At 65.0% G+C, this 17464-nt stretch carries 24 protein-coding genes; 15 read left to right on the top strand and 9 right to left on the bottom strand.

Annotated elements, in window-relative coordinates; translation table 11 throughout:
• Positions 1-31: 31 nt before the first annotated feature.
• Both J2W49_RS00180 and J2W49_RS00175 read right to left on the bottom strand, forming a co-directional pair.
• Complete coding sequence (locus J2W49_RS00180; protein WP_310310310.1) at positions 32-712, bottom strand: SOS response-associated peptidase; 681 nt, start codon at positions 710-712, stop codon at positions 32-34.
• 68 nt (positions 713-780) lie between these two features.
• Positions 781-1299, bottom strand: coding sequence for a hypothetical protein (locus tag J2W49_RS00175; protein WP_310310308.1), 519 nt, complete (start codon positions 1297-1299; stop codon positions 781-783).
• 279 nt (positions 1300-1578) lie between these two features.
• Between J2W49_RS00175 and J2W49_RS00170 the strand changes: the two genes are divergently transcribed.
• Positions 1579-2517, top strand: a complete 939-nt coding sequence (locus J2W49_RS00170) for an aldo/keto reductase (protein WP_310310306.1) — start codon at positions 1579-1581, stop codon at positions 2515-2517.
• Between the two features lie 37 nt (positions 2518-2554).
• Positions 2555-3259, top strand: coding sequence for a DUF6064 family protein (locus J2W49_RS00165; RefSeq protein ID WP_310310304.1), 705 nt, complete (start codon positions 2555-2557; stop codon positions 3257-3259).
• A gap of 10 nt (positions 3260-3269) precedes the next feature.
• Here J2W49_RS00165 and J2W49_RS00160 read toward each other — a convergent pair whose 3' ends face one another.
• Complete coding sequence (locus J2W49_RS00160; protein WP_310310302.1) at positions 3270-4637, bottom strand: tetratricopeptide repeat protein; 1368 nt, start codon at positions 4635-4637, stop codon at positions 3270-3272.
• A 157-nt stretch (positions 4638-4794) separates the two neighbouring features.
• Here J2W49_RS00160 and J2W49_RS00155 point away from each other — a divergent pair, with 157 nt between their 5' ends.
• Positions 4795-5787 carry an AraC family transcriptional regulator gene (locus J2W49_RS00155; RefSeq protein ID WP_310310300.1) on the top strand — a complete coding sequence of 331 codons (993 nt, stop codon included), beginning with the start codon at positions 4795-4797 and terminating at the stop codon, positions 5785-5787.
• Positions 5788-5825: 38 nt separating this feature from the next.
• Here J2W49_RS00155 and J2W49_RS00150 read toward each other — a convergent pair whose 3' ends face one another.
• Genes J2W49_RS00150 through J2W49_RS00140 form a run of 3 tightly spaced genes read right to left on the bottom strand, consistent with a single transcriptional unit; the run spans position 5826 to position 8004 of the window.
• A complete protein-coding gene (locus tag J2W49_RS00150) occupies positions 5826-7166 on the bottom strand; it encodes a leucine-rich repeat-containing protein kinase family protein (RefSeq protein ID WP_310310298.1) in 1341 nt (446 codons plus the stop codon).
• Positions 7167-7210: 44 nt separating this feature from the next.
• Positions 7211-7429: a helix-turn-helix domain-containing protein gene (locus J2W49_RS00145; protein ID WP_310310296.1), complete on the bottom strand. Its 219-nt coding sequence runs from the start codon at positions 7427-7429 to the stop codon at positions 7211-7213.
• Positions 7429-8004, bottom strand: coding sequence for a DUF2975 domain-containing protein (locus J2W49_RS00140; RefSeq protein ID WP_310310294.1), 576 nt, complete (start codon positions 8002-8004; stop codon positions 7429-7431). Before J2W49_RS00140 ends, J2W49_RS00145 begins: the two co-directional genes overlap by 1 nt.
• 113 nt (positions 8005-8117) lie before the next feature.
• Between J2W49_RS00140 and J2W49_RS00135 the strand changes: the two genes are divergently transcribed.
• The 10 genes from J2W49_RS00135 to J2W49_RS00090 all read left to right on the top strand — a co-directional run bounded on the left by J2W49_RS00135 (position 8118) and on the right by J2W49_RS00090 (position 13720).
• Positions 8118-8693: a hypothetical protein gene (locus tag J2W49_RS00135; RefSeq protein ID WP_310310292.1), complete on the top strand. Its 576-nt coding sequence runs from the start codon at positions 8118-8120 to the stop codon at positions 8691-8693.
• Between the two features lie 111 nt (positions 8694-8804).
• Positions 8805-9278 (top strand): YeeE/YedE family protein, encoded by a 474-nt coding sequence (locus J2W49_RS00130; protein WP_310310289.1) that lies wholly within the window; start codon positions 8805-8807, stop codon positions 9276-9278.
• A gap of 135 nt (positions 9279-9413) precedes the next feature.
• Positions 9414-9830, top strand: coding sequence for a DUF6691 family protein (locus tag J2W49_RS00125; RefSeq protein ID WP_310310287.1), 417 nt, complete (start codon positions 9414-9416; stop codon positions 9828-9830).
• Positions 9831-9892: 62 nt separating this feature from the next.
• A complete protein-coding gene (locus J2W49_RS00120) occupies positions 9893-10570 on the top strand; it encodes a DUF938 domain-containing protein (protein ID WP_310310285.1) in 678 nt (225 codons plus the stop codon).
• A 95-nt stretch (positions 10571-10665) separates the two neighbouring features.
• Positions 10666-11163: a tellurite resistance TerB family protein gene (locus J2W49_RS00115; RefSeq protein ID WP_310310283.1), complete on the top strand. Its 498-nt coding sequence runs from the start codon at positions 10666-10668 to the stop codon at positions 11161-11163.
• Between the two features lie 120 nt (positions 11164-11283).
• Positions 11284-11829, top strand: coding sequence for an RcnB family protein (locus tag J2W49_RS00110; RefSeq protein WP_310310282.1), 546 nt, complete (start codon positions 11284-11286; stop codon positions 11827-11829).
• Between the two features lie 146 nt (positions 11830-11975).
• Positions 11976-12572 (top strand): thioredoxin fold domain-containing protein, encoded by a 597-nt coding sequence (locus tag J2W49_RS00105; RefSeq protein WP_310310280.1) that lies wholly within the window; start codon positions 11976-11978, stop codon positions 12570-12572.
• 60 nt (positions 12573-12632) lie between these two features.
• Positions 12633-12773: a hypothetical protein gene (locus tag J2W49_RS00100; RefSeq protein ID WP_310310277.1), complete on the top strand. Its 141-nt coding sequence runs from the start codon at positions 12633-12635 to the stop codon at positions 12771-12773.
• Positions 12774-12783: 10 nt separating this feature from the next.
• Positions 12784-13065: a DUF427 domain-containing protein gene (locus J2W49_RS00095; protein ID WP_310310275.1), complete on the top strand. Its 282-nt coding sequence runs from the start codon at positions 12784-12786 to the stop codon at positions 13063-13065.
• 106 nt (positions 13066-13171) lie between these two features.
• Positions 13172-13720 carry a DUF4399 domain-containing protein gene (locus J2W49_RS00090; protein WP_310310273.1) on the top strand — a complete coding sequence of 183 codons (549 nt, stop codon included), beginning with the start codon at positions 13172-13174 and terminating at the stop codon, positions 13718-13720.
• Between the two features lie 40 nt (positions 13721-13760).
• Here the strand turns inward: J2W49_RS00090 and J2W49_RS00085 are convergent, their stop codons facing one another.
• Both J2W49_RS00085 and ylqF read right to left on the bottom strand, forming a co-directional pair.
• Entirely contained in the window at positions 13761-14162 is a 402-nt protein-coding gene (locus J2W49_RS00085) for a carboxymuconolactone decarboxylase family protein (protein ID WP_310310271.1), read from the bottom strand.
• Positions 14163-14186: 24 nt separating this feature from the next.
• Positions 14187-15128, bottom strand: coding sequence for a ribosome biogenesis GTPase YlqF (gene ylqF / locus J2W49_RS00080; protein ID WP_310310269.1), 942 nt, complete (start codon positions 15126-15128; stop codon positions 14187-14189).
• A 159-nt stretch (positions 15129-15287) separates the two neighbouring features.
• Between ylqF and J2W49_RS00075 the strand changes: the two genes are divergently transcribed.
• Together J2W49_RS00075 and J2W49_RS00070 are read left to right on the top strand one after the other, a co-directional pair.
• Positions 15288-15758: an SRPBCC family protein gene (locus tag J2W49_RS00075; protein ID WP_310310267.1), complete on the top strand. Its 471-nt coding sequence runs from the start codon at positions 15288-15290 to the stop codon at positions 15756-15758.
• A 359-nt stretch (positions 15759-16117) separates the two neighbouring features.
• A complete protein-coding gene (locus tag J2W49_RS00070; RefSeq protein ID WP_310310265.1) occupies positions 16118-16456 on the top strand; it encodes a 2Fe-2S iron-sulfur cluster-binding protein in 339 nt (112 codons plus the stop codon).
• Here the strand turns inward: J2W49_RS00070 and J2W49_RS00065 are convergent.
• On the bottom strand, positions 16431-17324 hold the full coding sequence (locus J2W49_RS00065) for a dienelactone hydrolase family protein (protein WP_310310263.1): 894 nt from the start codon (positions 17322-17324) through the stop codon (positions 16431-16433). The genes J2W49_RS00070 and J2W49_RS00065 overlap by 26 nt on opposite strands.
• Between the last annotated feature and the right edge of the window lie 140 nt (positions 17325-17464).

The following is a 17464-nucleotide window of genomic DNA, read 5'->3' as shown; positions in this document are numbered from 1 at the left end:
TCGGCGGTTTTCAGGACAGTCCCCGGACCACCTATTTCTGCACCGGGTTGGCGGTGAGCCAGTTGGCCGGGTAAGCGCGCAGAAACTCTCGGGCTTTCTCGGGGTGGGCGCTCAGCCATGCGTCGTAGCCCCCCTCGTTGAGCACCGCGGGCATGCGCTTTTCAGCACCGGGTTGCTGGTAGCGGTGCATCAGTGCATGGCTGTTCGCGTTCACGGTAAGCAGGCAGAAACTGACAATGGTCGTGCCATCTGCACCGCTCCAGCTTTCCCACAATCCGGCCACACCCATGGCCCGGCCGTCCACCCGGGCAATGCGCGTGGGCACGGCCTTGCCACTGCGGAAATCGTCCTCCAGAAACGACATCATCGGCACGATGCAGCGCTTTGCCGCCAGCCAGGCGCCACGAAAATTGTTGGAGGTGGTCACGGCCTCTGCACGGGCATTGACCAGCTTGGTCGAACGCAGCTTGGCGTCAGACGCCGACTTGACCCAGGTGGGCACCAGGCCGAACTGCCCGACCTCTGCCACCTTTTCGGGCTTGTCGCCCGACGGGTCTTCAGGCGGCTCTGCTGGCTCGACCCGTTTCAAGCGGATGAACACCCCGGGTTTGCGTGGCCACACGTCCTTGCCCACCGGCAACGCTGGCATGTCCACGTTGAAGGCTTCGGTGTACAGGTCGACGGAAGACAGGCTCTCGAATTGGGTGCTCATGCAGGCGATGCTATCTGATCGACCCGCACGGCCAGGCCCCTGTCAGCCAGGGCCTGGCGGGGAGACCTTCAGCGTGTAGGCAGTGGTGCCAGAGGGGCAGCGCCTGGTGCGGGAGGTGGAGATGCCATGGGAGGTTGCGCCGGTGAAGGGGTGCCGGGTCTTGCCGGTTCCATGATCGTGAGCTCGCGAATCATGCCGCCACTTTCCACCGAACCGGTGGCGGAACCTTCACCCCGCACCATGCGCTCGCAGATGGCCTGTTGATCGGCGGGCTGTCGTTTGCACCGTTCGAGGGCGTTGCGCATGAGGGTCTCCTGGGATTCACCCCCACGCCCAACGCCGCGCAAGGCTTCGGCGCGCACCGCTCCGGCTTCGCGCAGGCAGCTGGTGCGTTCATGCTGAGAGTCGCTGGCCATGCAGGCTGCGCGGTCTCTCTGGTAGGTGGCCTCGATGGACGATCGGGCGCCTGCAGCACCTGACTGCGCCCACGCCACCGAGGCCACCAGCATGGCGGCGCCCACCGCGATCACGCGCAAGCGACGGATGGAGGAAAGGTGTGAGTGGGTGGAAAGAACGTGAGTAGACATGGAAACTCCTTTTTGTTGGCCAGAAAGCACCTGGCGATGATCGCCATGTGGCCTCTCTGAATTAGCGGGGGCGCATGGCCCCACGCGATCACCATACGGCATTGTCTGTGACGCGTCGGTGCGCCAGCCCACGCTGGAGAGGGGCAATCTGCGCCCCATGCTTTCCCCATTGCCTGTGCAGTTGCAGGAACTTCATGCGATGGGCCGTTCTCTGAAAAGTTCGCCGCCGTTCAAGCCCTGGCACAAATGAAACACCACCACACATCTGCGCACAAAGGCATGGCTTCGACCCGCAGGACCTGGCTGGCGCAGGCTGTCACACTTTCCGGACTGCCCTGGCTGGCCTTGGGTGTGGCCGCGCAGACCAGCGCCGGAGCCAGGCGCAACGCCCCTCTAATGACACGCACCATCCCCTCCACCGGCGAGGCATTACCGGTGGTGGGGTTGGGCACGTGGATCACCTTCAACGTGGGCAACGACCCCGCAGCGCGGGACGCCCGAGCCGAGGTGGTGCGCGCCTTCTTCGACGCGGGCGGCGGCATGATCGACAGCTCGCCGATGTACGGGTCCTCACAGCCCACCATCGGCCACGCGCTGGCTCGCCTGGGTCAACCGGCCTCGCTGTTCTCTGCCGAAAAGGTCTGGGTGGGTGACGCCGACCGGGGCCGCGCGCAAATGGAAGCCTCGCGCGTGTTCTGGGGGGTGCCACGCTTCGATCTCATGCAGGTGCACAACCTGCTGGGCTGGCAGGCGCACCTGCCGCGCCTGTTGAACATGAAAGCGGCCGGCAACCTGCGGTACGTGGGTATCTCCACATCAGAAGGCCGGCGCCACCGGGAACTGGAAGACATCATGCGCACCGAGCCGATCGACTTCGTCCAGATCAGCTACAACCTGCTCGACCGCGAGGTGGAGCAGCGCATTCTGCCGCTGGCGCAGGAACGCGGCATCGGCGTGATCGTGAACCGGCCGTTTCGTGAAGGCGCGCTGCTGCGCCAGTTGGCCAGGCACCCCTTGCCCGGCTGGGCATCCGACATCGATTGCGACAGCTGGGCCCAGGTGGCCTTGAAGTTCATCGTCACGCACCCGGCGGTGACCTGCGCGATCCCCGCCACCCGGCAGGTGGCCCATGTGCGCCAGAACATGGGCGCCGCAACAGGCCGCATGCCCGATGCCGCCCTTCGCTCGCGCATGGCGCGCGACGTGGCGGCGCTGTGACCCGGCGTCAGTCGCAACCCGCACCCTTTGGCATCACATGAGCGAATGGTGGACCTACCGGCCATCGGACTTCCTGATGTTCGCGCCGGAGACCTACTGGCGCCAGCTCGAGCTGCACAACACCGCACTGTGGCCTTTTCAACTGCTGCCCCCTGCCATCTTGCTCGCCTGGGTGGTTGCAATGTTGCGGGGGCCGGCCCAGCGCCATGAGACCTCGCTGCGATGGGGCGTGGCGGGTCTGGCTGTGTGCTGGGGGTTCGTGGCGTGGGCCTTCCTTTGGCAACGCTACGCCGCCATCAACTGGGCAGCACAGGCGTTTGCGCTCCTCTTTGCGGCGCAGTCACTTGGCCTGCTGGGCCTGGCCGCGCGCTCGAACCTTCAGATCACCGATCAGTCCGGTCGGCGCGTGTTCGCACTCACCCTGCTGGCATGGGCCACCTTGGCGCACCCCCTGCTTGCCCTGGCATTCGGGCGCCCCCTGGCCCAGGCCGAGTTGTTCGGCACAGCGCCCGACCCCACGACGCTGGCCACGCTGGGCTGGCTGCTTCTGGCCGAGGCGCGGTCCCGCAGCGGGCGCGTGCTGCTGTGGACCTTGCAAGCGATGGTCCTGGTGTGGTGCGCCATCAGCGCCGCCACGCTCTGGACCATGGGATCCGCTCAGGGCTGGGTGCTGCTGGCGGCGACCGTGCTCACCCTGGGCGCGCTCTGGCGATGGCCGTATGCCCGCCCCAACAGGCCCTGAGCGCCTGCGGTCAAGCCAGCGACAGCTTCGCCTTCGCGCCCGCCTTGACGGGCGCCGCCACGCTGCCCATGGTGCGTGCACGCCGCAGCATGTCGCGATTGACCGGGCTGTGTGGCTTGAGTGCGAGTCGCTCGTGTGCGAGCGCTTCGGCCATGCCACGCTGACCGGCGCGCAAGGCGGCATCGGTCAGTGTCCAGTCGATGATGTCGCGCTGCGCATGGCTGCCACCAAAGCGATTGGCGATGTGCCTGCCACGAAACAGGTGCTGCACCGCGCGGTCGTGTTCGCCGCGCCAGTGCGCGACAAAGCCTTCCACCAGATCGTGGCCGATCTCCAGCGCCCAGCGCGAGACTTCGCAGGTCCCGCTGGCGTTGCGCATGGCGTCGCGCAGACGCTGCACATCCTGCTCACGCCCTGCGCCCAGGTAGGCCATGACCGCATGCCAGTCGTTGAACGGATAGAGCTTGCCATCGGCGTGTGCGTCCCAGGTCTGAGCCACCTCGGCCCAGCGCTCGCCCACATCCACCCCGGCCAGGTGCAGACGCCACAGCAGTGCCGAGGCGTCGACCAGATCCAGCGCCACGGCACTGGGCGTCTTGCGCACCACGTTGTCATAAAGCGCGAGCACCGCGGTGGTCTGACCCAGATCAAGGTAGCAAAGCGCGCCGTGCCACGCGTTGTGGACCTTGAAGAAGTTGTCATCGCCAGACCAGAACGGCTCGCGGGTGAGCATCCAGCCCACGCCGTCCTCAGCGCGTCCCTGCATTTCCATCACATGCGCCACCGCATGGTGTGCCCAGCAGTCCAGCGGCTCCCTGTCCAGCGCCTCGCGCCCGATGGCTTCGGCTCGCGCATGGTCCCCGCACTCCTCGAGGCCGAAGGCGTACATGCCCAGCACGATGGAGTGCCCTGGCATGTCGCTGCACCAATGCGGCAGCACGCGCGCCAGGCGATCACGCAGGTTGCGCGCATTGGCCCGATAGAAATCCATCAGGTGTCCGGCCTGCAGTGCCACGATGTCATAAGGGTGCTGCAGGTTGTGCTGGTCCATGGCCAGGGCGGCCTCGGTCCATTCGCCTTGCAGCACTTTCTCGATCACCGCGACGTGAGAGGTTTCGCGTTCGTTCAGCGGCATGTGCCGCAGTCTGCCCAGCGCCTCTTGCGCCATGAGCACGCAAGCGGGCTCCGTGGCCAGCGCCAGCAGATGGGCCTGGAGGATGTGGGCCATGGCAAATTGCGGGGCGGTGGTGATCGCCTGCTCCAGGCTGCCCATGGGGTCGCCCCGGTACAGCTGGAAGGCCCGCACAGCCTGTTCATATGCCTCAGTGGCGCCGGCCTGTGCACCGCTGAGCGCGTGCCCCTGACTGTCTGTGATCATGATGTCGATGCTCCTGAAATCGTTTGGAAAGTGTTGGTTAAAAGGCCCGGCCTGACTGGGCAGCGTTGCGTCCGCGGTGCCGGTGGATGTACTCTACGGACGGCCTTCCCGCCACGCCATCCCCGAAACGCCGACTTTTGTCGCCGATACGCCGCCCATGCCGGACTCGCCCCTCGCCGACCCGTTGAGCGAACTGCTGCGCGCCATGCGCCTGACAGGCGGCGTGTTTCTGGAAGCCGCTTTTTCTTCTCCCTGGTGTGTGCTCTCTCAGGTCGAACCCGGTGACTGCGTGGGCTTCCAGCCCGTGCCACGGCATTTCATCGCCTATCACTTCGTGTGCGAGGGTGAGCTGGTGCTGAAGGTCGAAGGCGAAGCCCCGATCGTTGCGCGGGGCGGCGATCTGCTGATCCTGCCGCGCAACGACGGGCATCGCATCGGCAGCGATCTGCACACCGCGCCGATCAATGCTGCGGACCTGATGCAGCCGGGTGATGGGCACCGACTTGCCCGCCTGGTGCATGGTGAGGGCGACAGAGACACTCGTTTCTTCTGCGGCTTTCTCGGCCACAACCAGCCGGACGACCCGCTGCTCCACGCCCTGCCCCGGGTGATGCGCCTTTCCGTGGCCGATGCGGCCGCCAGCCAATGGATCGAGAGTTCGCTGCGCTTCGCCTCACGCGGTTTTACGCCCGACTGCGGGGGGGGCATGTCGCCGGCCATGCTGGGCAAGATGGCCGAGCTGCTCTTTGTGGAAGCGGTGCGCCAGTACCTGCAAGACCCGCAAGCACCCGCCACTGGCTGGGTCGCCGGGCTGCGTGACCCGATGGTGAGCCGCGCACTGGCGCTGATGCACGGTCAATGCGCCCGCGCCTGGACCACCGAAGCACTGGCGCGCGAGGTTGGCCTGTCACGCTCTGCCTTTGCCGATCGCTTTTCCCACCTGCTGGGCGCACCGCCCATGCGCTACCTGGCCCGGTGGCGCATGCAGCATGCCGCGCGCCGCCTGCTGGAGTCAACCGACCCGATCGCGCGCATTGCCGGTGAAGCGGGCTACGAGTCAGAACCCGCGTTCCATCGCGCCTTCAAGCGCGAACACCAGATGACGCCGGCCAGTTGGCGCAAGGCGCACGCGACCCATCAACCACTGTGAGCGTGAGGGTGGGAACCCCATCGCCCAGCCTTACCGAATCAGTTCGGGCGTGTGCCTGCTGAGTCAAGTACATCGGCCACCTCCTCCATGGTCGGCCGGGCAACCGGATCGAGATTCAGACAGGCCTCGGCGAGCCCGGTCATTGGCGTTTCATCAAATGCATCCAGCGCGCCATCGGCTGGGGCGGGCCTCGCATGCATCGCGAGTTCCTCCAGCAGGTACCCGAAGGCCCGCACATCCAGGGCAAGCAATGCGCGCCGCAACACGGGTTGATCGTCGGGCAACAGGCTGGCGCCACCAAAGTCGCTGAGCATGGCTTCGCCATTGGCGGGATTCCACAGGATGTTGTGGGCATAGAAGTCGCCATGCATCACGCCCCGCCGGTGCAGGTGCGCCAGCGCCTGCGCCATTTGGCTGGCCACACGCAGTGCGTCGCCGGCGCCCAGCGCAAAGCCATCGAGATACACGTCGCGCGTGCAGCTCTGGAAGCTGGGCGGCCCCGCCAGGTTGCGCAGCTCGGGCGGCATGATCGGCATCAAAAGCCCGGGCGTGCCGTCGGGGTGTTCCGTGAGTTCGGCCACCGGCGTGCACAGCGCTGGGTGGTGACCGGCGGCGGTGCAGGCCGCGATCTCGTGCTCCGGCAGACCGTCGCTGGTGACCGACCCCTTGAACAACTTCAGCGCCAGGGACTGATCCGCTGAATCTTCAGCCAGAAGATGCACCCGATGGATATGCCCGGACGCGCCCTCGCCCAGTTGGTCGCCCAAACGCAACCGGTGCCAGGGCAGGCGCGGCAGGCGCTGAGCGTGAGCGTGTTGCCAACCCAGCGGATTGCCCGCCACCGCCAGCCAGGCCAGACGCGGCAAACGCGTGAGCCAGGGGGGCAACTCGGTGAACCGGTTGGCGGACAGCCGGAGCAGCTCCAGTGAATGCGCATCGGCCAGGCCAGGGGGCACGGCGCTCAGCCGGTTGCCCGCGAGCATCAGTTTCTGCATGGCAGGGCGTAGACCCAGTTCAGAAGGCAGTTGCTCAATGGCGTTGTCTGTCAGGATGAGCCAGCGCAGCTGCGGCGGCAGCGCCGCAGCGGGCACGTGTTCGATGCGGTTGGCCTTGAACCCCACCATCTCCAGCTCGGGGCAATCGCCCAGCACCTCGGGCAGTTCGGTAAAGGCGTTGCTGGAGCAAAAAATGATCCTGAGCTTTCGCAGGCGCCCCAGCTCGGGCGGCAGGGTGCTCAAGCGGTTGCCGGTGAGGTTGAGCACCTCCAGCGTGTCGGCCAGGGCCAGCACCTCGGAGGGCAGTTCGGTCAGGCCGCAGCTCAAATCGAGCCGGCGCGTGCCAGTGAGCGCGCCGCTGCGCAGTTGGTCAAGGGTGTGCATGCAGGGGTGGGTCCAGACGTCCGACGATCGAAGCCAGTGAATTCTCAGGGCGAATCGTCTTCTGGCTGGTAAACCAGCAACTCACCAGGCTGGCACTGCAGGTATTCGCAGATTTTCTCGAGCGTCTCGAAGCGCACACCCTTGACCTTGCCTTGTTTGAGCAAGGACATGTTGGCTTCGGTGATGCCGACGAATTCGGCCAGGTCCTTGGACTTGACCTTGCGCCGAGCGAGCATGAGATCGAGTTGAACAACGATGGGCATCAGACAAAACGCTCGTTTTCTTCGGCCAGGGCCTGACCCTGCCCGATGACCGCCGCCATCAGCCACACCACGCCGGCAAAGAAGAAGGTGAACAGATGGTTGGAGCCGATGCCCAGCGCCAGGTGGCGCATGGCCGGCGGATTGTGCAGCGTGAGCAGCACCGAGGTCGCGGCCGACGCCACGATGGCGGCCAGCGCGGCGGCGGCCACCCAGCCAGCGAAGCGGCGCAGCAAATCGGTGGCCTGCCGGGTGAACACGCGACCCTGTGCGAACTGCTCGAAGCAGCGCTTAGCCTGCCACAGTCCTGCGAGCAAAAAGGCCAGCGGCAGCCCCATGACCACCGCGCCCGCCAGCCGCTGCCAGGGCTGCAAGAGCACACCGATGGCTGAAGCAGGCAGATTGGCGTGACCAGCCAGCAGCCCATCACCGGCCACGGCCCAGTACACCGCCAGTGTCACCGGCAGCAACAGGATGAACGCCCAGCACGCCCAGACCATGAGGCGGCTGGTGCGGCGGATGTGGTGCAGCGGATCGGATGGGCGGGCGGTGGTGGGGGTGTCGGTGGTGGGGTGCATGGTGGACCTTCCTGGCGTGAGCAGAGGGAGCGATGAATGAAGTGATTGTCGATTGACAATAAATTATTGTTTTAAAATAATTAAAATCTGTTTAACAGTCTCTGTCAAGACCCATGAAACGTTTTTTCACCTGCCTGATACTGAGTGTGGTACTCGCCGGCTGCAGCGGTGTTCCCCTGCGTTCGCTGCCCCGCCTGGCGCAATTGTCCGAGTCGCTGCTGGATGCCAACCCGGCCGAATTCATGGTGGCGCTGCAGGTGGATGCGCGGCTGGTGCCGCCCCCAGGCGCAGTGCCCCGGCTGATCGTGAAACTCACGCCACGCGACCCCGTCGCTTTCGATCCCATCGACAAAAGACTCTCGCTGCAGCTGGCCGTGGCGTCGAGCGCCACGCTGGGCCTGAAAGCACCGCCAGCGGGGCGACGCTGGCTGCTCTACAGCATGCCCCCGGACACACAGGCCGAATTGCGGCGGGTGCAGACCCTTGTGCGACAAGCCCAGGCCGCCCCTGAGAAAAACCGCGGCGGCAGCCTGAGCGTGGGGGTGGAACAGCACTCGCTGGCGGTCTCTGACCCAGCCTTGTCGCGCACGCGCTGGGACACCTGGCTGCAGGTGCGTCAAAGCGAAGGGTTCTTCGAGGTGTGGTCCGGTACGCCGGAGCAGCTGCGCAGGGCAGCACCCCAGCGCTGAGGCGCCCAGACCGCCAGCTTTGATGCAGGCCTCTGGGTGTGGCGCGCCATACCGGACCGCGAGCAGGGTCACCGTAAAAAGGCCACACGGGTGCTCCGCATAATGCTTCCCATGGACCTCACACAAACCCTTTTTCCACTGGGCTGGCAGCACTACCTGCTGGGCGGCCTCTTCATTGGCACCGGCGTGGCGCTGCTGTACCTGCTCACAGGTCTGGTGGGCGGCATGAGCACGGTGTTCTCCAGCACCTGGTCGTTCGTATCGAACCGGCCGTTTTTCCAGCAGGAGCGCTTCAAGGGTTCTCGCGCTTGGCGGCTGGTGTATGCGGCCGGGCTCATCCTGGGCGCGCTGGCCTGGTGGTGGATTGTTGCTGAGGGCACACCGCAGTCCACCGAGGTGCCGGCGTGGATGCTGTTGGTGGGCGGCCTGTTCGTGGGCTATGGCGCCCGCCTGGGCAATGGCTGCACCTCGGGTCACGGCATCTGTGGTCTTGGTTCGTTGCAATGGCCTTCGTTGCTGGCGGTGCTGACCTTCATGGCCACCGCCTTCATCACGGCCCATCTGGTCGCATGGAGGTTAGGATGAAACACCCCCGCGCCGCTTCGCGTCACCCCCTCAAGGGGGCGGCACTGGCCGTCCGGCAAAGCCGGCCCGGCGGTGCCCCTGGGTTGGACCCCTTCATGCGTTGTGGGTCGCGCGCTGCGCGGTGGAGCAACTGACATGAGTCCAGGAAAATTCCTTGCTGTGCTGGCGGGTGGCGCCCTCTTCGGCTTCGGGCTGGCGCTCTCGACCATGGTGCGGCCCGAGGTAGTGCTGAGTTTTCTGCGCTTTGAAGACTTTGGCCTGATGCTGGTCATGGGTGGTGCCGTGATGGTGACCGTCCTGGCCTACCAGTTGCTGCCGCGCCTGCTCGCCCGCCCCTTGCTGGGCGGTCATTTTCACCACCACGTCAGCCGCTGGAACCGCGACACGCTGCAGGGCTCGGCCCTGTTCGGTGTGGGCTGGGGTCTGTGCGGCGTCTGCCCGGGGCCGGCCATCGCCGGCCTGGGCACGGGCAACTGGAGCCTGCTCTGGGCGCTGTGCGGCATTGCCCTGGGTGCATGGCTGCAAGGCGTGCGTGCGAGGGCTGATGCATGAGCGCCGCGCCGGGCCGCTCCCAAGCAAGCTCGCACCGCAGCCCGAAGGGCGAAGGTACTCCAGTGAGCGACCATCCCCAAGCAAGCGCCTTCCGCAGCCCGCAAGGCGAAGGTGCCCGGACAAGCGAGCTTCCCTTCAGCCCTGCCGCCGAACGCAACCAGCAACCGATTCTGGAGGTCTTGCGCCTCGTGCTGCCCGCACAAGGCAGGGCACTTGAAATCGCGGCAGGCACCGGGCAGCATGCCGTGCATTTCGCAGCGGGTCTTCCCGCGTGGACTTGGCAACCTACAGACCAGGAACCCGCGATGCTGCCCGTGATCGATGCCCGCGTCAGGGAAGCGGGCCTTGGCAACGTGTGTGCAGCCCAGCGGCTGGATGTGCTTTCGCCCACCTGGCCCAGCGAGGGCCCAGAATTCGAGGCACCATTCGATGCCATTTTTTGTGCCAACATGCTGCACATATCGCCCTGGGCCACCTGCGCCGCGCTGATGCAGGGGGCATCGCGGCATCTCGGACCGGCGGGCGTGCTGATCACCTACGGGCCCTACCTGGAAGACCATGTGCCCACGTCGGAAGGCAACCTGCGATTCAACGAAAGCCTGCGCGCCACCCACCCGGAATGGGGCATTCGCTGCGTGGAAGCCGTCGCCGAGCAAGCCGCATTGGCGGGGCTTCAACTGAAAGCGCGCCATGCCATGCCCGCCAACAACCTGCTGCTGGTCTGGTCTCACACAGACTAGGGCCTGCGCGCGAGGGAACCTATGAATGCGCAAAGACCTCCATCGACACCGTGCGACGCGCAATAACAACGAAATCGCTTGATCGGACACCCTGCATGCTCAAGACCCTGAAAGATCTCTTTGACAAACTGAACACCTCGCTCAGCGGCTCTGCAGCCTTGTCGCCCGCCGAAGAGGCACACACGCTGCAGCTCGCCACCGCGGTGCTGCTGGTGGAGGTGATGCGGGCCGAACCCGCCATGAAGGATGCCGAACGCGACGCCATCATCCAGGCGCTGCGCCGCAAATTCACGCTCGAGGACGACGAGATCGATCGCCTGTTTGAGCTCGCGCACGAAACGGCACGCACAGCCTACGACTACCAGCGGTTCACGCGCAGCCTGAACGACCGGTTCACGCAAGAGCAGAAAATCAACGTGGTTGAAGCCATGTGGGAAGTGGCCTACGCTGACCACCATCTGGATGCCCACGAGCAACACGTGATCAGCAAGGTGGCGGGCCTGCTGCACGTCACCCATGGCGAGTACATCGCGGCCAAACTGCATGCACAGGAGACCATGCAACACAAGCGCATGACGGAAGCAAAGGGCTGAATCCTCCGCCGGTCACCCGAATATCTCGCTACATTTCTTTGCGCTTGCGGGCGGCGCGGTTTACGTTTGCGAAACATGAGGGGCGCAAGATGAAGGCTCACCAACCCAAGGAGTGACCTCATGAAATCCCGAAACTTTTTTGCCCTTGCTGTCGCAGCCCTCACGCTCGGCATCAGCAGCGCAGCCCTCGCGCAAGGCCCGATGCAGCGCGTGATTCGCGCAGAAGCGGCCGCCATTCAGCATGTCGATGACCGCAGGGGCGACCGGGACGACTTCCGCAAGGACCGTCGGGATGATCGTCGGGACCACCGCGCCGACCGCCGGGATGACCGCAAGGACCATCGCGCTGACCGCCGGGAAGACCGACGCGATCACCGTGCCGATCGCCGTGATCACCGCCGGGATGACCGCCGCGACTTCCGCCATGGCTACTACCAGCCAGCCCCCGTCGTCCAGCACTATTACTACCACGCGCGCGGCCCGGAGTTCCGGCGCGGCCACTACATTCCGCGCGAGTACCGCAACCGCCAGTACGTGGTGGTCAACCACCATCACCATCGCCTCACCGCACCACCGCGCGGCCACCACTGGGTGCAGGTGGGCAGCGACTACGTGCTGATCGCGGTGGCCACCGGCCTGATCGCCCACATCATTCTCAACAACTGACCTCCGTTATCCGCCACGCCACAGGGGGCACGGCATGCCGATGATCGGACATGCCGTGCCCTGTTTGTTTTTGCTCCACGGCAACGTTCACCATCTGCGATGATTTCGGTCCACCGGTTCCACTGCCCCTGGAGGCAACCACCCACATGAAGCTCCGCTCTTTTCTCCTGCCCCTCATCACGTCGATTGCGCTCACCCTGGCCGCCTGCTCCAAGGAGGCGGGTGTTGATTCGCCGACAGCTTCAGGCGACAGCGCCCCCATCGCGCTCGAGCAGGCCCACGACGCACTCGCCGCTGAAGGCAAGGGCTTCACCGTGGGCGCCCTGATGAGCGCCAACCCGGTCTATGTGCTGTTCGATCCCCAGTGCCCGCACTGCGCCCGCTTGTGGGAAGCGTCCCAGCCCCTGCTGGGCAAGGCGAAGTTCATCTGGGTGCCGGTGGCCATCCTCAATGCCAGCAGCGCCCCCCAGGGTGCTGCGCTGCTGGGCGCCCCGAACCCTGCCGAAGCGATGACCGAACACGAGAAGTCGCTGCTGTCCAACCAGGGCGGCATTTCGGCCTCTGCGCAGGTGCCTGACGAGGTGATGAATCAGATCAAGCGCAACACCGAGTTGCTCAATCGACTGGGCGCCGAGTCGGTCCCCTTCATCGTGGCGCACAACCTGCGCACTGGGCAGGTGGTCACACAAAGCGGCGCGCTGCCAACAGATGCACTGGCGGAGTTGATCGGGCTGGGACAGTAAGGGCTGGCTGCCTTATCATCCGCCGATCCGCACACACCGTGTGCCCCTCCAGGAGGCCTTATGGGCAAAGAGCAGCGCAACGAAAAGATGTCGAAGAAACCGAAAAAGGACACCTCGGCACCCAAGGGACCGGTCAGCTCCGACCGCCCGACCCCGCCCACGACGGCCGTGATGCCGCGTGGCAAGGAAAAGAACAAGTGAGCCCCTTCGCATGAAGGCCACCTGGAACGGCGCGGTGATCGCCGAAAGCGACGACACCGTGCTGGTGGAGGGCAATCACTACTTTCCCGAGAGTGCGCTCAACCGCGATTACGTCACCTTCAGCAACCACCGCACCAGTTGCCCGTGGAAAGGCCAGGCCAGCTACTACTCGCTGCTGGTCAACGGTGAACTCAACACCGACGCTGCCTGGTACTACCCCGACCCCAAACCAGAAGCCGAAAACATCCGTGGCCGGGTGGCTTTCTGGAAGGGTGTCAAGGTTCACGCCTGAGGCCGGTTCTTGAATCTCAATGCCCCCTGACAACGCCGGGGGACTGTGCGGGCACGTGGGCACCAAGGGTAAGCTGGCCGGCCTAACCCAGATTCAGGAGACGCCCATGCCCATGATCCACACGGCCACCCGCATCGCCGCTGGCACCTTGATCCTTCTGAGCCTGGCTGCTTGTGGTCATCGCAGCGCACACCACGCCGCCATGCACGCCCGGCACCATGGCGCCATGGCGGCCAACGCCACACCGACCGCGCCGGTGACGCTGTCCACCAGCACGCCCACCCTGTCGTCGGGCTACAAGAAGGTGGCTTCACCCGCAGCGGCCAAGCTGTATTTCGTCAACCTGCGAAACGGCATGACCGTGACCAGCCCAGTGAAGGTCATCTTTGGTCTCAGCGGCATGGGCGTGGCCCCGGCCGGCATCGAAAAGGAAGGCACAGGGCACCACCATCTGCTGGTGAACGTGAACGAAGTCGACGCCAATGCGCCCTTGCCGGCCAATGACCAGTTCCGCCACTTCGGCGCAGGACAGACCGAAACCAGCGTGGAGCTGAAGCCGGGTCAGCACACCTTGCAACTGGTGCTGGGCGACCAGAACCACATCCCACATCACCCACCGGTGCTGAGCGAACGCATCACCATCACGGTGAAATAGATCCCGCCATGGCGGCGTCGGTCCACTCCCTGGATCCGGATCAGCCCTGATCAAACACAGGGTCCACCGGCACCTGCAAGCCGGTCGCCAGCTGATTGGTCTTGCCTGCCAGCGCCACGATGGAGAGCAGCTCCGCGTGCTGTTGCGGCGTCATGCCCTTGGCCCTGGCGGCGGCAGTGTGCGAGTGCACGCAGTAGCTGCAGCCATTGATGATGGATGCGGTGATGTAGACCATCTCCTTGGTCAGAGGATCCAGACTGGACGGCGTGGCCATCACGCGCTTGACCTCGGCCCAGGTCTGCTCCAGCAGCGTCGCGTCGAACGCCAGGTAGCGCCACATGTTGTTCACGAAGTCGCTCTTGCGGGTGGCGCGGATGTCATCGAACACCGCCTTCACGCGGGGATCGTTTTCTGGATCTGGTTGGGATGGAACCGTGGACATGAAGACTCCTGCGGGTGAAAAGGCTCAACGCTTGCGGCGCTTGGGCGGTTTGTCGCCACGCGCCTGCTTGCGCTCGCTGCGCGCCGCGTCGGCCTTGAGGCCGGCGGCCAGCCAGCGGCTGAACATCTCGGGTGTTTCCAGCGTGATGCGGCCGATGTGCGTGCCCCGGAAGTCGGCGATCACCAGTTCGGCCACCTTCTGCCAGTTGACCGCGCCACCGCCGGCGAGCGCGCCGCGCTTGCGGGCAATGGCGGCTATCAGATCTTCTTCAGGCAGCTCGGCAATGGCCTGATGCGACAGGCCCAGCTTGTAGCGCGCCTCCAGCAGTTCGGCGTAATCCAGCTTGAGCTTGGCCAGCAACTCCAGCGCCACTTCCTGATCGTCGTAGGCATTGCGACCCACGGCGCCACTGGCCGCCAGGTTGAATCCACTCTCGGGCACCACGATGCGCGGCCAGAGCATGCCGGGCGTGTCAAACAGGTAGAAGTCGTCGGCCAGCGCCAGACGTTGCTCGTTGCGGGTCACACCCGCTTCATCGCCGGTCTTGGCCGCTCGCTTGCCCATGAGCGTGTTGATCAGGGTGGATTTGCCCACGTTGGGGATGCCGCAGATCAGCACACGCATGGGTTTGACCATGCCGCCACGGTTGGGCGCCAGTTCAAAGCAGGCGGCGATGATGGCGCGCGCAGGCGCAGTGACACTGGCATCGAGTGCAATGGCGCGGGTCTTGTCCTGGGCGTTGTAGTGGGCCAGCCAGAGTGCGGTGCGCACCGGGTCGGCCATGTCCTGCTTGTTCACCACCTTCAGGGTGGGCTTGTGCCCGGTGAGTTCGGCCAGCAAGGGGTTGGCGCTGGAGCCAGGCAGGCGGGCGTCGAGCATTTCGATCACCACATCGATGTCTTTCACGCGCTCGGTGATGGCCTTGCGCGTGAGGTGCATGTGCCCGGGAAACCACTGGATCGTCATCTGGGGAAACGTCTTTCAGAAAAGCAGGCGCCGGTCGGCGCGCTGGCATTGTGCCCTGCCCTGCTCCCCGGGCTCCTGAAGCTTGGTGTAAGCCCGGGGTGATGCGGCCGGCGCCGTCCCTACAATCTCCCGACCCCATCCAAATTCAAGAGGAGACACATGAGCATCACCGTCAAGATCGATCTGGGCTACGAGTTCGACGTCAAGGCCAAGGCGTCTGACGTGTTCGACCTGCTCTCCGATGTGCCCGCCTCGGTGGCGCATTTTCCCAAAGTCGAGAAACTCACCGACATGGGCGGCGGCGTCTACCAATGGGAAATGGAAAAAGTGGGCACTTCGCAGGTGAACATCCAGACGGTGTACGCCAGCAAATACACCAGTGACAAGGCCAAGGGCACGGTCAAGTGGACACCGGTCAAGGGCGTGGGCAACGCCCAGGTGGGCGGCAGCTGGAAGATCGTGGACAACAAGAAATCCACCGGCATCACACTGGCCATCCAGGGCGAAATCGAAGTGCCCCTGCCCGGCCTGATGAAGATGGTGGTGGCACCGGTGGTCGAAGGCGAATTCGAGAAACTGGTCGAAAAGTACATCGACAACCTGATCAAGGCCTTCGGCGGCGAGGCTTGAGGATCGCGCTCCAGCGCGATGGAAAACGGAAAAGGAGAAGGGGCGAAGCCAGGAGCAGTGGAGAACCACACCCCCCGAAGCCGCAGTGACTCCCTTCAAGGGGCACAGAGGGTCCGGCTCCGCCGGCCCAAGGTGCCGCCCCCCTCCAAGCCGCAGGCGCAAGAGAGGGGGGTGCCGCGAAGCGGCGCGGGGGTGCCCTTTGTTATCCCCGCCCGCACTGGACAAGCTTGTGCATAACTCGGGGCAAGTTCTGTACGGCGCACGCAAGTGCATGATCTGTCTGGGGAAAGATCAGACTGCCTGTTGAACAGGCAGTCCCCAAAGGCGCATGGTCATCCCAATGACCACCATGGATTGACATGTCAGCACACCCCACCACAACCATCGAAGCATCCCGCCTGGTCGAGCTGGTGCCTTCCGGGCAGACGGTGCATTGCGAACCGGGACAGACCCTGTGGCAGGCGCTTCAGCTGGCCGGCGTGGCCTGGCCAGTCTCGTGTCGCAATGGCAGTTGCCGCACCTGCATGGGCCAGTTGGTTCAAGGCCGCGTGCGCTATGCCATCGAATGGCCGGGTTTGCTGCCAGAAGAAAAGGCTGAGGGCTGGGTGCTGCCCTGTGCGGCCTATCCCGAGTCCGATCTGGTGCTGCGCGAGCCAGCAGCGGCCAGCGGCGTCAGGCCGGCGGAAGATGCTGCTTAAAAAACGCCAGCGTGCGTTCCCAGGCCAGCTTGGCTGCCACTGGGTCGTAACGGGGTGTGGTGTCGTTGTGGAAGCCGTGCTGGGTGCCCGGGTACCGGTGGGCGATGTACGCCACGCCTGCCGCCTGCAATGCCGCTGAATAGGCGGGCCAGGCGGCGTTGATGCGTTCGTCCACATCGGCAAAGTGGATCATCAGCGGCGCCTTGACCTTGGCCGCGTCTTCCACCGGCGGGAGGTTGCCATAAAACGGTACGGCCGCTGCAAGCTCGGGGCGCTGGGTGGCTAACATGTGGGCAATGCCACCGCCATAACAGAAGCCCACCACCCCTGTGCGACCTGAACCGTCAGGCCGTTTGTGAAGCACATCGGCTACGGCCAGAAAGTCCTGCCGGGTCTTGGTCTGGTCCAGTTGGGCGAACAAGGCGCGAGCTCGGTCCTCGTCGCCGGGGTAGCCGCCGAGCGGCGTGAGCGCATCGGGTGCAAAAGCCACATAACCTTCCAGCGCCAATCGCCGAGCCACGTCTTCAATGTGGGGATTGAGGCCGCGGTTCTCATGCACCACCATCACACCCGGCAGCTTCGGCGTTCCGGCTGCGGGCTTGGCCACGTAGACCTTGATGGTGCCGTGCCCCAGCGGAGAAGGCACCTCTTCGGTCACGATCAGCAGGCGGGGATCGTCCTTGGGCACCACCTGGGCTGCGGCGAAGTCGGGGCTGAGCGCCGCGAGCAGGCCGGCTGCGGTGAGTCCACCCACCGCGAACTTGCCGGCACGATCCAGGAAGCCACGGCGGTCGATGTCGCCGTGCACGTAGGCGTCAAACAGGATCAGCAGTTCCTGGTCAAAATCGGCGGCGGTGAGTCGGTTCATGCGGGCCCCCTGCAAAAAATGCAGGATAGAACAGAGACCGTTGCCAGACCTCAGGGGAAACGCCCTGTGCGGGTATGGATTTGTAACTGGAGCGGGCCTACATCAACGGCCCCGGGATCACATCGTCAAATGCGATATGC

This window comes from Hydrogenophaga palleronii, from assembly GCF_031457455.1.
Classification (GTDB): Bacteria; Pseudomonadota; Gammaproteobacteria; order Burkholderiales; family Burkholderiaceae_C; genus Hydrogenophaga; species Hydrogenophaga palleronii_A.
This window is presented reverse-complemented; position numbering and strand designations above follow the sequence as displayed.

What these genes read in the sequence shown, in the direction of transcription:
- J2W49_RS00180 (WP_310310310.1), bottom strand. Translation starts at nt 712, where the DNA reads ATGAGCACCCAATTCGAGAGCCTGTCTTCCGTCGACCTGTACACCGAA.
- J2W49_RS00175 (WP_310310308.1), bottom strand. Translation starts at nt 1,299, where the DNA reads ATGTCTACTCACGTTCTTTCCACCCACTCACACCTTTCCTCCATCCGT.
- J2W49_RS00170 (WP_310310306.1), top strand. Translation starts at nt 1,579, where the DNA reads ATGGCTTCGACCCGCAGGACCTGGCTGGCGCAGGCTGTCACACTTTCC.
- J2W49_RS00165 (WP_310310304.1), top strand. Translation starts at nt 2,555, where the DNA reads ATGAGCGAATGGTGGACCTACCGGCCATCGGACTTCCTGATGTTCGCG.
- J2W49_RS00160 (WP_310310302.1), bottom strand. Translation starts at nt 4,637, where the DNA reads ATGATCACAGACAGTCAGGGGCACGCGCTCAGCGGTGCACAGGCCGGC.
- J2W49_RS00155 (WP_310310300.1), top strand. Translation starts at nt 4,795, where the DNA reads ATGCCGGACTCGCCCCTCGCCGACCCGTTGAGCGAACTGCTGCGCGCC.
- J2W49_RS00150 (WP_310310298.1), bottom strand. Translation starts at nt 7,166, where the DNA reads ATGCACACCCTTGACCAACTGCGCAGCGGCGCGCTCACTGGCACGCGC.
- J2W49_RS00145 (WP_310310296.1), bottom strand. Translation starts at nt 7,429, where the DNA reads ATGCCCATCGTTGTTCAACTCGATCTCATGCTCGCTCGGCGCAAGGTC.
- J2W49_RS00140 (WP_310310294.1), bottom strand. Translation starts at nt 8,004, where the DNA reads ATGCACCCCACCACCGACACCCCCACCACCGCCCGCCCATCCGATCCG.
- J2W49_RS00135 (WP_310310292.1), top strand. Translation starts at nt 8,118, where the DNA reads ATGAAACGTTTTTTCACCTGCCTGATACTGAGTGTGGTACTCGCCGGC.
- J2W49_RS00130 (WP_310310289.1), top strand. Translation starts at nt 8,805, where the DNA reads ATGGACCTCACACAAACCCTTTTTCCACTGGGCTGGCAGCACTACCTG.
- J2W49_RS00125 (WP_310310287.1), top strand. Translation starts at nt 9,414, where the DNA reads ATGAGTCCAGGAAAATTCCTTGCTGTGCTGGCGGGTGGCGCCCTCTTC.
- J2W49_RS00115 (WP_310310283.1), top strand. Translation starts at nt 10,666, where the DNA reads ATGCTCAAGACCCTGAAAGATCTCTTTGACAAACTGAACACCTCGCTC.
- J2W49_RS00110 (WP_310310282.1), top strand. Translation starts at nt 11,284, where the DNA reads ATGAAATCCCGAAACTTTTTTGCCCTTGCTGTCGCAGCCCTCACGCTC.
- J2W49_RS00105 (WP_310310280.1), top strand. Translation starts at nt 11,976, where the DNA reads ATGAAGCTCCGCTCTTTTCTCCTGCCCCTCATCACGTCGATTGCGCTC.
- J2W49_RS00100 (WP_310310277.1), top strand. Translation starts at nt 12,633, where the DNA reads ATGGGCAAAGAGCAGCGCAACGAAAAGATGTCGAAGAAACCGAAAAAG.
- J2W49_RS00095 (WP_310310275.1), top strand. Translation starts at nt 12,784, where the DNA reads ATGAAGGCCACCTGGAACGGCGCGGTGATCGCCGAAAGCGACGACACC.
- J2W49_RS00090 (WP_310310273.1), top strand. Translation starts at nt 13,172, where the DNA reads ATGCCCATGATCCACACGGCCACCCGCATCGCCGCTGGCACCTTGATC.
- J2W49_RS00085 (WP_310310271.1), bottom strand. Translation starts at nt 14,162, where the DNA reads ATGTCCACGGTTCCATCCCAACCAGATCCAGAAAACGATCCCCGCGTG.
- ylqF (WP_310310269.1), bottom strand. Translation starts at nt 15,128, where the DNA reads ATGACGATCCAGTGGTTTCCCGGGCACATGCACCTCACGCGCAAGGCC.
- J2W49_RS00075 (WP_310310267.1), top strand. Translation starts at nt 15,288, where the DNA reads ATGAGCATCACCGTCAAGATCGATCTGGGCTACGAGTTCGACGTCAAG.
- J2W49_RS00070 (WP_310310265.1), top strand. Translation starts at nt 16,118, where the DNA reads ATGTCAGCACACCCCACCACAACCATCGAAGCATCCCGCCTGGTCGAG.
- J2W49_RS00065 (WP_310310263.1), bottom strand. Translation starts at nt 17,324, where the DNA reads ATGAACCGACTCACCGCCGCCGATTTTGACCAGGAACTGCTGATCCTG.